This is a genomic window from Paraburkholderia sp. BR13439, from assembly GCF_040948805.1.
Classification (GTDB): domain Bacteria; phylum Pseudomonadota; class Gammaproteobacteria; order Burkholderiales; family Burkholderiaceae; genus Paraburkholderia; species Paraburkholderia youngii.
Genome location: NZ_JBFPKN010000009.1, coordinates 82,814 through 95,144, shown reverse-complemented (window position 1 = coordinate 95,144; position 12,331 = coordinate 82,814). Strand labels below are relative to the sequence as shown.

Below are 12,331 nucleotides of genomic sequence, written 5' to 3'. Positions count from 1 at the left end.
TGATAACTCCTATTTCTTGGGACCAGGGCCGAAGTTCGAAGGCGGCAGATCGAGTGCCTGACGTCCATAACTCGTCAGTGCGCTGTCCCACGTGAATGCGAAATGCTGCGCGGCCGAATTGACGTCGCGCCAGATTCGTTGGAGGTCCGACGCGTTATAGATGCTGGTGCCACCCGCGGCTTCGAACAAACTGTTGGCCGCACGACGAGCCGTTTGCGCCGAATATGCCCAATCGCGGGAAATGCGCGACCATTCGAGCGGCGTCAGCGACTTTGCGCTTTCTGCTGTGTCAATGCGACGTGTGTCTTCGAGAATCAACGCATAGGCCGCGTCGAGATCCGCCGTCGCGTGTGCGAGACGTTCGATCGTTGCGGACTGCTCTGCCATCTGGTCAGCCGGCATTGCCTTCAGACGTGGCGCCAGACCTTCGGTGAATGATTTGATTGCCGCGCGTGCCATGCCCAGGGGCGCACCGATCAGCGAGAACGGCGTGACGTTATGGAACGGCATGCGATAGATCGGAGCGCGCATGGCATCGGCGCCTTCGACATTGCCCGTCATCATTTCCTTGACGGACACCGAACGGTGTGCCGGGATGAACGCTTCGGCGACCTTGATCGTGCGGCTGCCGGTGCCACGCAAGCCTGCGGTGTGCCAGTCATCGACGATTTGGATGTCCGAGCGCGGGATCACGAAGAAACGCGGTTCGGGCGGGCCGTCTTCGCGCTGCACCGCATTGCCGACGATGACCCACTCCACGTGATCGATACCGGAGCAGAAACGCCCTTCACCGTTCACGAGTTTGTAGCCACCGTCGACTTCGGTAATCGTGCCGCCGAGGCGGAACACCGTGGCCGTCAGCGCGTGGCCTTTGCCCAGCACGTCTTGCTGTGCTTTCAACGGGAACAGGTTCAGCATCCAGCTGTGACCGGCGAGCACGCCGAACACCCAACCGGTCGAACCGCAAGCCGACGCGATTTCTGCCGTGACTTCGACGAGCGTCGTGAAGCCCAACTCGGAACCGCCAAACGACTTCGGCGTGATGATGTTGAAAAGACCCGACTCACGTAGTGCGTCGATGGTTTCTTTCGGCACCACGCGATCACTTTCGGTCTGTTTGACACGTGAACGAATCACGTTGTGCAAACCGCGAGCGATAGCGAGGGCGTCCTCGTGACTAGCAATACGACTCAAGGCGTTCTCCTGTTAAGGCTTGCTGCGCCGCGCTCGAGGAACCGGCGCGCGGAATAGTTTTTGTTTAGCCGCTGTGGCCGGATCAGTGTTCGTTGCGGCCGTAACGACCTTCGACGTTCATGCGTTCCTTGGCATCGAGGAACCAGCGGTAGTGACCACCCTTCGAGATCGGCGGCACGTCTTCCGAGATCGCGTACCAGCTTTCTCCGTCGTTCTCGGTCGCGTATATCTCGCCCGTCGCGGTACCGGCGATGAGCATGATCCTGTCGTCCCACTGATAGAGGCCCATGCCCTCGATGTTGCCGATGATTTCCTTGGGCAAACCATTACGCATATGGTCCCAGGTGACGCCACCATCGGTGCTCTTGAGAACCGTGGCATCCGCCGACTTCCGTGCACCCCAGTCACGCGGCGCGTTGCCCGGGCCACCGAGGTACAGAACGTTTTCGTTGCGGGGATCGATGAACATCGCGTCGGGATAACCGATGAGGTCTTGACGCGTCATCAGGTGCACCCACGTCTCGCCTGCGTCTGCGCTGTAGTGCAGGCCTTCGCCGCCGCACATGAACATCTGCCGGGGATTGGACGGACGAATCAGCACGCGGTGGTTGTCGTGATAGAACTTGTCGTTTTCCGATTCGTAGCTACGCGGCTCGGTCCATGTCTTGCCGTCATCGACCGTCTTGAGCAGCGCGCCCTGTTCGATACAGATATAGAGCGTCTCCGGTTCGGCCGGATGGAACGCGATGTTCTTTACGTGCGCGATGTGCGGGGGCGGCGGGAACGTCCACTTGTCCTGGTCCGGCACCGTCATCATCTCGGGGATTTCGACCCACGTCGCACCCAGGTCGTCGCTGCGATAAAGCGCGGACGGCTCCGTGCCCAGGAACAGAACGGTACGGCCATCGCGCTCCTGTTGCGCCATCGTGTAGATATGCGTGCTGTTCAGCCCGTTGTTGGCCGGTTCCCACGTCAACCCGAGGTCCTTGCTGACCGACAGACTGCCTTGGCCGTGTGCGCCCGCGAACAACAGACCCGCTTTCGGCACGTAGAGCAGCGCGCTCACGTGGCGATCTTCCAGCGCCTTGCGCGTGAGCTTCCACGGCGCATTGGCGTCAGCACGCTCGAACACGAGCATGCCGCGAATAGTGGCGACCAACAGCGTCGTTGCCGCACCCTCACCGTACGTGACGGTTCCACCGTTGGTGGTCAGAACTGCGATCATTTCTCCTCCCTAGGGGAATACCCCGTGTGATGTCGCCTGTTTTCCTCAGAAACGTAGTCGCTACAGCTTCCGCCAGACTCTGCGCCGAAGAGGCTTTGACTTTTTTCTGGTCAGGCCAAATAATATGCAAAAAAGAATTACGCGTCAAACGGCCCACGGAACTTTCAGTGCCCCGTGATTCTGACGTCAGAGGTTATTAAACAAGGAAGCGTGATGTGTGATTCTTGCGCGCCGTTTGCGCGGTTCCCCGCGTTCTACGATTTTGGAGGTGACATGAGTGAACAACTGAATGAAGTGATGACCCTGCGTTTGACGGCGATCAACTATCTCGCCCGGAACACGCTGGCCTTCACATTCGAAGACCCCGAGGGCAACCTGCTGCCCGGGGCGGAACCGGGCGCTCACGTCGGAGTCGTTTTGCCGAACGGCCTGACCCGTCAGTACTCGCTATTGGAATACAGCAACAGCCTGACACAGCGTTCGTACGTGGTCGGCGTCAAACTCGATCCGCAGTCGCGCGGCGGTTCGCGCTATATGCACGAAACGATGCGTGTCGGCGATCTCATCCAGATCGAAGCACCTCGCAACAATTTCCCGCTCAATGAAGATGCCGCGCACACCGTCCTGGTCGCCGGCGGCATCGGGATTACACCTATTCTGTGTATGGCCCGTCGTCTGAAAGAGCTCGGCCAATCGCCGCGTATCTATTACTCGTGCCGTGAACGCGTCGACGTCGCGTTTGCCGAGGAATTGAAAAGCTTCGAAGGCGCGCTGGTTCACGTCGATGCCGAGGCCGGCACATTCCTCAACATCGCGGACGTCGTCAGGAACGAACCGTCTACCGCTCACTTCTACTGCTGCGGCCCCGGCCCGATGCTCGAGGCGTTCGAAGCCGCGTGTGCATCGCTGCCTCAGGAACAGGTTCACGTCGAATACTTCTCCGCGAAGCAGGAAGCCGCGCTCGATGGAAACTTCGTCATCGAATTGCGCAAGAGCGGAAAAACCCTGACGGTCCCGCAGGGCAAGACGATTCTCAACGTCGTGCGCGACGCGGGAATCCCGATTTCCTATTCCTGTGAAGAAGGCGTGTGCGGCGCGTGTGAAGTCCGCGTGCTCGAAGGGCAGCCGGATCACCGCGATGCCATTCTGTCGGAGCCCGAAAAGGCTGCGAACAACACGATGATCATTTGCTGTTCTGGCTGTAAGGGCGACCGTCTCGTCCTCGATCTGTAAGTAGAACACCGGGCGACGACGTCGCCCACATCTCACGTTAAGTCAAGGAGACAAGTAAGTGATTATCGATTGCCACGGTCACGTCAGCGCGCCCGCCGAACTCTGGGTCTACAAGGCACACATCCTCTCGCATCGCGGCGAGCATGGTCGCAGGATGCCGGAAGTGACGGACGAAGAGATCCTGCACTACGCCAACAAGAAGGAAATGGCGCCGGTCGGCCATCTCGACATGCTCGATCGCGTGGGCACGAACGTCCAGCTGCTGTCGCCGCGGCCGTTCCAGATGATGCACAGTCAGAAGCCGGGCAAACTCGTACACTGGTTCACCGAAGAAACGAACAACATCATCTCGCGCACGGTCAAGCTGCTGCCGAAGCGCTTTATCGGTGTCGGCGGCCTGCCGCAAGTTGCGGGCGACCCGATCGAAACCGTGCTGCCGGAACTCGAACGCGGCGTGAAGGAACTCGGCTTCAAGGGCGTGCTGCTCAACCCCGATCCGTTCGAAAACAGCGGCAGCGAAGCCCCGGGGCTGGGTGAGCGCTACTGGTATCCGCTGTACGAAAAGCTGTGCGAACTCGACATTCCGGCGCACATCCACGCTACGGGTTCACATTCGGCTCGCTCGCCCTACACCGTTCACTTCATCAATGAAGAAACGATCGCGGTGTTCAACCTCGTCAACTCGAACGTATTCAAGGACTTCCCGAAGCTGAAGATCATGATCTCGCACGGCGGCGGCTCGATCCCATATCAGATAGGTCGCTTCCAGTCGGGTGGCGCACGCGCCGGCCGCAACTTCCTCGAAGGTATGCGCAACCTGTATTACGACACCGTGCTCTACTCGGAAGAGTCGCTGCGCCTGCTGATCAAGACCGTTGGTGCCGATCGCTGCCTGTTCGGTGCCGAGTGCCCGGGCGTCGGCTCGGCGATCAATCCGGATACGGGCCGCACGTTCGACGACATCAAGCCGTACATCCAGGGCTTCGACTGGCTGTCGCAGGAGGAGAAGGACAAGATCTTCTTCGGCAATGCCCGCGATTTCTTCAAGCTCGACCTCGCGGATTACGAATAATTCCCGGCGCCCACAGGACTCGAAACCATGGCAAAAATCGTACTGGGAATGGGGACATCGCACGGTCCCATGCTCGTGACGCCGCCTGAAACCTGGGGCGCTCGTGTACCCGATGACCGACTGAGTAAGCATCACTTCGAGGGCCGTGAGTGGTCCTTCGATGAACTCGTCGATTATCGGCGTGCCGAGAACCTCGGGAAACAGATCACGCTCGACGTATGGAAAGCCAGGCACGCCCAGTGTCTCGCAGCCATTGAGGAGATGGCGCGGGTTCTCGCCGAAGCGAAGCCGGACGTCGTTGTGATCGTCGGCAACGATCAGATGGAAATCTTCGATACCGACTGCATCCCTGCACTCAGCGTGATGTGTGGCCCGACGATCGTGAACAACATGATCAGCCACGAGAAACTTCAGACGATGCCCCCGGGTGTGCGTCACGCGATGCCGGGCTATATGCCGGATACCGCGAGTTACTCCGGCGTTCCCGAACTCGCGAAGCACATCATCAAGACCGCGATGAACGATCAGTTCGACGTCGCAGCCCTTCAGCGTCTGTCGGAAACCGAGACGCCGCACGCGTTCGGGTTCGTGTTCCGTCAGTTGATGAAGGATCAGGTGATCCCGACCGTGCCGGTGCTCGTCAACACGTTCTACCCGCCGAATCAACCTACCGTTGCCCGCTGCCACGCGTTCGGTCGCTCGATCGGTCGCGCTATTCAGTCGTGGGACACGGATGCACGCGTTGCAGTCATCGCCTCGGGCGGTCTGACGCACTTCGTGATCGACGAGCGCGTCGACCAGTTGGTCCTGAGCGCGATGAAGAACCATGATTTCTCGCCGGTCTTCGAACTTGATGAAGCGATCTTCCAGGCAGGCACGTCGGAAATCAAGAACTGGATTCCGGTCGCTGGCGTAATGGACGAAATCGGCTTCGACATGACGGTGGTCGATTACGTGCCGTGCTATCGCAGCGAAGCCGGCACCGGCAACGCGATGGGTTTCGTCTACTGGAAGTCGCCGGACCAGCAATAAGGATTAACAAATGAAAAGCAAAGACGAATACGTCCACCGCCTTCGGCGATTGGACTGCTGTGCCGTCTCGGATGCGCTGGACAAACTCGGTCTGACCGGCGTCGTCAGCGGTGTGCAGCAGGCGTCGGGCACGAGGCGGATCGCAGGTCGCGTGATCACGATGAAACTCGGTGTTGGCGATCCGCCTCCAGGCCCGCCGCGTCACCTCGGCACCACCGCGATCGAACTCGGCGGCGCCGACGACGTGATCGTTGTCGAGCAGCGCACGGGCGTCGAAGCCGGTTCGTGGGGCGGCATCCTCTCGTTGGGCGCCAAGGTTCGCGGCATCGCTGGCGTGATCGCCGACGGCCCGGTCCGTGATATCGACGAATCCCGCGAGATGGATCTGCCGGTGTTCGCGAACGCGTTCACCGCCCGCACTGCCCGCGGTCGCATCGTCGAGAAGGGCGTCAACGTTCCGGTCGAGGTCTTCGGTACCGCCGTCGAAGCCGGTGACTATGTGATCGCCGACAGCAGCGCCGTGATCTTCATCAGCGCGGCCAACGTTGCACGCGTGATCGAAACCGCCGAGTCGATCGTGGCCCGTGAAGCCCTGATGGCGAAGGCTGTACTGGCAGGCACCCCCATCCACGAAGTGATGGGCGGCAACTACGAATTCATGCTTAAGGATTAGTCATGTCCGAATTCGAACAAGACAAGAACGTTGCTCGTGCAGCAAAACTCGAAACGGCAACGCTAAGCGACGCTCTCGATCGTCTGGGTCTCAACGGCCAGTGCAGCCGCATCAAGCCCCGTGACCCGTCCTTCCGCATGGCTGGTCGTGCATTCACGATCCTCTACGGCCCGGCTGCTTCTCCCGCAGGCACGGTCGGCGACTTCATCGACGACGTGCCGCCCGGCAGCGTGATTGTTCTCGACAACGGCGGTCGCACCGATGCCACCGTTTGGGGCGACATCCTGACAGAAATTGCACACCGTCGCGGCATCGCCGGCACGGTGATCGACGGCATCAACCGCGACGTCCATCTCTGCCTGTCACTCGGTTACCCGGTGTTCTCCAAGGACAACTGGATGCGCACTGGCAAGGATCGCGTGCAAGTCGAAGCCACGAACGTGCCGGTCAACATCGGCGACGTACGGGTTGCTCCGGGTGACCTGCTACGCGGTGATGCCGATGGCGTTATTTCGATTCCCAAAGAACACGAAGAGCGTGTGCTCGCCGCTGCGGAAGAAATCGACGCAGCAGAAAAAGCGATTCGTGCAGCAGTCGCGTCGGGCATGCGCCTCGACGAAGCGCGCAAGCAGTTCAAGTACCATCAATTGCAAACGCGCACCACTGGGAGCAAGGCATGACCGGCCCGCGCTTGAACCCAGCAGAGACGACACGACTCGACATTCAACGTCCGGATACCGAACTGATCAAGTCGGCGGGCAAACTGCCGTCTGCCACGCTGCATGAAGCGGCTGGAAAGATCGGTGCGCTGCCGGCTGCAATCCACCCTGTGGCACCGGGTTTCAAGGTGTGTGGCCCTGCTGTGACCGTCCATTCGCCGGGTGGTGACAACCTGTGGTTGCATCGGGCGATCTACGCCGCACAGCCGGGCGATGTTCTGGTCGTCTCTGTAAGCGAAGCGTATGAGCATGGGTACTGGGGTGAGATCATGTCAACGGCCTCAAAGGTTCGCGGCCTTGCAGGTCTCGTCATTAACGGGTGTGTTCGTGATCAGCGACTGCTGTCCGAGATCGGGTTCCCAGTTTTCGCTCGAGGACTTTGTATCCGGGGCACCGGAAAAGATTTTGGCGCCCGTGGCTGGATCAACGCACCGATCCGACTCGACGACGTGACCGTCAATGCAGGTGACCTGATCGTCGGCGACGAAGATGGTGTCGTCTGCATTCCCCGCGAGCAGGTCGCAACCGCTATCGGAGCGTCGGAAGCACGTGAGGCCGCAGAAGCACAGCAGTTGAAACGGCTCGAGGCAGGCGAAAGCACGCTCAGTATCTTCGGCTGGGACCAGTAACCAGCTGAGAGGTGCGAGTCTCTCTCACGGGCGGCCGTCTTTGGGACGCCACCCGTGTTTCTTTTAGTGTCACCAAATTGTGATGACCTGGGGGCGCAATTGAGCATCGAAGAATCTGAATTTAGGCGCGCCATGCGCAGCCTCACCGGGCACGTGTGTTTGATTACGACCGGTTCTGACGCTGACGGTCCACTTGCTGGTATGACAGCAACCGCCGTGACTTCCGTGAGTGCTGCGCCCCCTATCCTGCTCGTCTGCATCAATCGCGCGAATTCCTCGTTGACACACGTGCAGGCGACCGGTCATTTCGTCGTCAATGTGCTAGCGCGCAGCGAGCAGGAATTGGCACAACGGTTTTCTCGCCCTATCTCGCCTGAGGAAAAATTCCGGGCCGGCACGTGGAATCGCATCAGGACCGGCGCCCCGGCGTTGGCCACGGCGATGGTGAATTTCGATTGCAGCGTCGAACGTATCGTCGAAATCGGCACGCATGCCGTAATTTTTGGCCACGTGTTGGGAACCGCCATTAATACGGACGCAAAGACCCCGCTACTGTATTCGCAGGGTTCCTATGGTGAATTTCAAACCAATAAGGCCGTCGATTTCCACGACATGCTTTGGATCTCGAACTGGGGGTCCGATTAATTTAGCAATGTGGCAGGCGTCTTCGCGTCGGCGTCAAATGACAAACACGTTGCGCGATACCGGCTGTAGATGAAAAAAGGGGCACCGTTGGCGCCCCTTCTATCGATCAGGTCTCTCTGGCCGCAAGCACCGCCATCAAGCCGCTCAAAACAATTGATCGGCCCTTTTCGTAAGTGGCGAGCAGCAAGTCTTTATCCTTACTCTGCAGCGCCTTCACCAACCGCGCCTCGATATTCGCATTGCGGTGTTCAGGGTTCGCTGAGATATCTGCGGCCAATGCACGATAGCGATCGGTCAATCGCATCAATCGCAGCACTTCGCGCTTAAGCACCTTGTTCGGTGACAGATCGAAAATCATGTCGTGAAATGCGCGGTGCTGCTCGATCCAGCCTTCGCGATTACCTGCACCGAGCAAATGCTCCAGATCCGCGAGCATTGCCTTGAGTTGCTTCATCTGCGCGGGCGTCGGCCACTCGATGGTCATCAGCAATTCGGCTTCAAGCAGTTGCCGCATCCGATATAGTTGCCGCGCTTCGTCGCTCGACAATTGGGCGACAAAGAACCCACGATTTGGATCGTGTTCAATGATGCCTTCAGCGGCGAGCAGTTTCAGCGCCTCACGCACGGGCACTCGGCTAATTCCGAAGCGCTCGGCAAGATCGGACTGTCGTAGTTGGAAACCGGGTGCAAGCACTCCCCGGTTGATCAGTTTGCGTGTCTCTGCCGCTACCTGAGCCGGAAAATCACTGCCGTCCAGTTCCTGAAGTTCGCCGGAAGTCACTCGGCCTAGGATCGCAATCGTATTCATTTTCGTATTATATCTCAGAATATCCCGACGCAAACGTCAACCTCAACGACACGTCGCAGCCGGCCCTTGGCCCGGACGCTCGCCGCCCTCCGTGTTGCCTCGGGCTCGCGAATTTCACCTTGGGTATTAGGTAGGTGCTTAACTGTATTTGCCCGTGCTCGACCGGTCAGACAATGTCAGCGAAGATGTCGCCCGTTCCCGACCGGGGGAATGATGCTTTCAGGTCGCGAACAGCGAAATGAACGGACACCGTCTGCCGAGTTAAGTGCTGCTCTACAATTTAACCGAGGATTCCAATAGCGTTTAGCATTTTATGTTGGCTTTGCTTTCAAATGCAATTCTCGAGAGACGCATCCGATAAGGAAAACTACGTTTGCGCCAAATCAAATAGTCCACATCCGCCATGTTGGCAACGCTATTGAACACGCAGGGTTTGAAGCGCACCTCGCAAACTCGGAAAAGACTGCATAAGAAAACGGCCGCGCTGCAAAAAAACAGCGCGGCCGTCCGCTTCCACCATTCACCAACTCATTTCCACAGCGTGCGGCCAAAGAACGTCAGCGTACGATCCCACGCCTGCTGCGCCCAGACCGGATCGTATTGCGTCTTCGCAATGCGGCCCGACCCAACCGCCGTTTCGTTCGCGAACGCGTGACGCGCCAGATAACGATGAAACTCGATGTCGACCTTCGCGTCGGTGAGTTTCTTTTCGAGCGCGTCGACGGTGTCGGCGGCGAAGAACTCGTCCTGCTGACCCCAGTGGCCCATCACCGGAACCTTGATCTTCGACGCGTCGATATAGTCGAGCGGCGGGAAGCCATACCAGACGACGCCGGCCGCCAGTTCAGGCACGTTGCACAGCGCGAGGAACGTCAGCGCGCCACCCATGCAATAGCCGGTCACGCCGACCTTCGCAGCGTGCTGCTGCAGATACTGCACCGCGCCCCGCACATCCTGCGTTGCGGCATCGCCGAAATCGAGGCCGCTCATCAGATGGTGCGCCTCGTCCTCTTCGACCGTCGACTTGCCGCGATACAGATCGGGCACGAGCGCAAAGTAGCCGGCTTTCGCGAGGCGATCGGCGACGCCGCGAATCTGGTCGTTCAAGCCCCACCATTCCTGGATCACGACGATTGCGGGTGCGCCGGCGGTTTTTTCCGGCTTCGCGAGATAGCCCTGTAGCTGCTTGCCGTCGGGACGGTTGAACGTGATCATCGAACCTGCGTGTTGGGTCATCGGTCGCTCCTCGAGTAGACGAAACCGCTAGCATAGCGCCACTACCCCGTTTCCTGTTCTATCGGCACCGTGTCAGCGCGCGGGCATGCTCCTGTTGAATCTGCGCATTATGTAATCCAACCATACGATGTTGAACAGGAGGAAAAGTGCATTAACCCATTCGCCGAAGTGCGGTTCCACAAAGGCGATTGACGACGCTATACTCCACGCCATGCTTTCTGGATCGACATTCGAAGGAAGAGCGATCGGCGGAACGCGCTCTCAATCGTCTCGTGCTGAAAGCTAACGTTAAAGCACGACGCAGGTCGATGCGCATCGCTGCGCCCCGAAATACCGCACTGGCGCTGCTGTGCAGGTTCATGTCTCTCAGGTTCTGGCCATCATCCTCGGATGCCAGAATCTTTAGGCCGACACACTGTGTCGGCTTTTTTTTATTCGCGCCGCTTTTGCAATTCCGACTCGCGCGACACCCTCGTCAATTGGCAGTCGCATCAAAAGTGCATTCGACACATACCAATTAATCACGTATTGCGATCCGCGCTAGAACCGCTCGATCACACCGAATTGAACACCCGCCACCGGCGCACCCGGATAGGCGACCGGCAGCCCGGTCACGTTGACGCCGCGCAGCGTGAAGCTCGAGTCGTCGTGATTCGCGAGATACGCGGCGCTGAAGTACAACAGCAGCGTCGGCGACATGCTGTATTCGAATGCCGCGCTGAACTGGTCGGCGCTGCCACCAGGCGTCGTGTAGTCGCGCACGTGCGCATAGCCGAGCGACGCACGCGCGTTGTTCGAAAAGCTGTACTGCGCCGATAGGGAGCCGCCCGCGCCGTGATAGACCGGCGCGCCGCCATCGCCATTGAAAAAGGACAGCCACACGCGCAGCTTGCCGAAGGCGTAGTTCGCGCCGCCGAGATTCGCGCGCAGTGCACCGGCACCGTGGGTCTGCTGGCGCGCGTACAGCAGATGCAACTGGTCGAACCGATATGACGCGGTCACGTAATAGCCGTCGATACCGTTGCCGTCCTTCTCGGACGGATCGCGCATCGCCATCATCAGCGTCGCGCTAAAGCCGGCGATGCGCGGCGACAGATACGCAACCGCATTGTTCGCGTATGGGGTGATCTTCGACAGGTTGTTGAGCCCCGAAGCGATCGTGCCGGCGCCGAACGCGTCGAGATCGCCCTTGAACGGAATATAGATTGGCGAATACTGGCGGCCGAAGCGAAGTTCGCCCCAGCCGCCGCTCGCGCCGATCCATGCCTGGCGATTGAAGATCGAGCCGGGCACCTGCAGGCTGCCGTCGGTCGAGCTGAAGCCGTTTTCGAGCGTGAACACGATCGCGTTGCCGCCGCCGAGCGGCTCCGCGCCATGCAGCCCGACGCGCGAACCGCGATATGCGCCCGAGTCCATACGCGCGACCCAGCCCGACCCGGGGTCGGTGATTTCGACGCTCGTGTCGATCACGCCATACAGCGAGACGAAGCCGGCGTTGGTTTCCGAAGCGGAAGCGGCGCCGGTGCCAGTATCGATGTCGGTGACGGCGCCCGCGCCGTGCGCGTAGAGCAGCAGCGCGCCACCTAACCAGGCCGCCGTCACGCCGACGCTGATCGTCAAGGCTTCGCGGACCGTGTTCAGCAGGCAAGCCATGACGTGACGCAGGATGAGGTCCTCCTCAAATACATCGATCGGATATTCCGCGAGCGAACTTACCACGTTTGGACGAGACCATGCGGGCCGTCCAGTACGCTGGCGCGCACCCGAACGATGGATGTGTGCGCGGGCAGTGTCGGTCGCAGCGCGTTTTTTCGCGCGACGAATGGTTTCGACTAGGGGAAAACCCGTATAATCCTCAAGACGTC

The 12,331-nt window shown here is 59.6% G+C and carries 12 protein-coding genes; 7 read left to right on the top strand and 5 right to left on the bottom strand.

The features are described from left to right. Positions 1-9 precede the first annotated feature (9 nt). Entirely contained in the window at positions 10-1,194 is a 1,185-nt protein-coding gene (locus AB3X96_RS19110; protein ID WP_176106750.1) for an acyl-CoA dehydrogenase family protein, read from the bottom strand. Positions 1,195-1,276: 82 nt separating this feature from the next. Beyond that, a complete protein-coding gene (locus AB3X96_RS19105; protein ID WP_368590904.1) occupies positions 1,277-2,419 on the bottom strand; it encodes a glycosyl hydrolase in 1,143 nt (380 codons plus the stop codon). A 273-nt stretch (positions 2,420-2,692) separates the two neighbouring features. On the opposite strand from AB3X96_RS19105, the gene AB3X96_RS19100 reads away from it, so the two are divergent. From AB3X96_RS19100 to AB3X96_RS19070, 7 genes are all read left to right on the top strand, one after another. Further along, complete coding sequence (locus AB3X96_RS19100; RefSeq protein WP_368590903.1) at positions 2,693-3,652, top strand: 2Fe-2S iron-sulfur cluster-binding protein; 960 nt, start codon at positions 2,693-2,695, stop codon at positions 3,650-3,652. Positions 3,653-3,710: 58 nt separating this feature from the next. Further along, on the top strand, positions 3,711-4,724 hold the full coding sequence (locus AB3X96_RS19095) for an amidohydrolase family protein (RefSeq protein ID WP_176125419.1): 1,014 nt from the start codon (positions 3,711-3,713) through the stop codon (positions 4,722-4,724). A gap of 27 nt (positions 4,725-4,751) precedes the next feature. Then, positions 4,752-5,756: a protocatechuate 3,4-dioxygenase gene (locus tag AB3X96_RS19090; protein WP_176125418.1), complete on the top strand. Its 1,005-nt coding sequence runs from the start codon at positions 4,752-4,754 to the stop codon at positions 5,754-5,756. A 10-nt stretch (positions 5,757-5,766) separates the two neighbouring features. Next, entirely contained in the window at positions 5,767-6,429 is a 663-nt protein-coding gene (locus tag AB3X96_RS19085; RefSeq protein WP_176125417.1) for an RraA family protein, read from the top strand. A gap of 2 nt (positions 6,430-6,431) precedes the next feature. Continuing rightward, positions 6,432-7,109 (top strand): RraA family protein, encoded by a 678-nt coding sequence (locus AB3X96_RS19080; protein WP_368590902.1) that lies wholly within the window; start codon positions 6,432-6,434, stop codon positions 7,107-7,109. Then, a complete protein-coding gene (locus AB3X96_RS19075; RefSeq protein ID WP_368590901.1) occupies positions 7,106-7,777 on the top strand; it encodes a 4-carboxy-4-hydroxy-2-oxoadipate aldolase/oxaloacetate decarboxylase in 672 nt (223 codons plus the stop codon). Before AB3X96_RS19080 ends, AB3X96_RS19075 begins: the two co-directional genes overlap by 4 nt. 99 nt (positions 7,778-7,876) lie before the next feature. Further along, on the top strand, positions 7,877-8,422 hold the full coding sequence (locus AB3X96_RS19070) for a flavin reductase family protein (protein ID WP_368590900.1): 546 nt from the start codon (positions 7,877-7,879) through the stop codon (positions 8,420-8,422). 106 nt (positions 8,423-8,528) lie between these two features. Here AB3X96_RS19070 and AB3X96_RS19065 read toward each other — a convergent pair whose 3' ends face one another. From AB3X96_RS19065 to AB3X96_RS19055, 3 genes are all read right to left on the bottom strand, one after another. Continuing rightward, entirely contained in the window at positions 8,529-9,230 is a 702-nt protein-coding gene (locus tag AB3X96_RS19065; protein WP_176125414.1) for a GntR family transcriptional regulator, read from the bottom strand. A 528-nt stretch (positions 9,231-9,758) separates the two neighbouring features. Continuing rightward, positions 9,759-10,466: a dienelactone hydrolase family protein gene (locus AB3X96_RS19060; RefSeq protein ID WP_368590899.1), complete on the bottom strand. Its 708-nt coding sequence runs from the start codon at positions 10,464-10,466 to the stop codon at positions 9,759-9,761. Positions 10,467-11,006: 540 nt separating this feature from the next. After that, positions 11,007-12,185, bottom strand: a complete 1,179-nt coding sequence (locus tag AB3X96_RS19055; protein WP_368590898.1) for a porin — start codon at positions 12,183-12,185, stop codon at positions 11,007-11,009. Between the last annotated feature and the right edge of the window lie 146 nt (positions 12,186-12,331).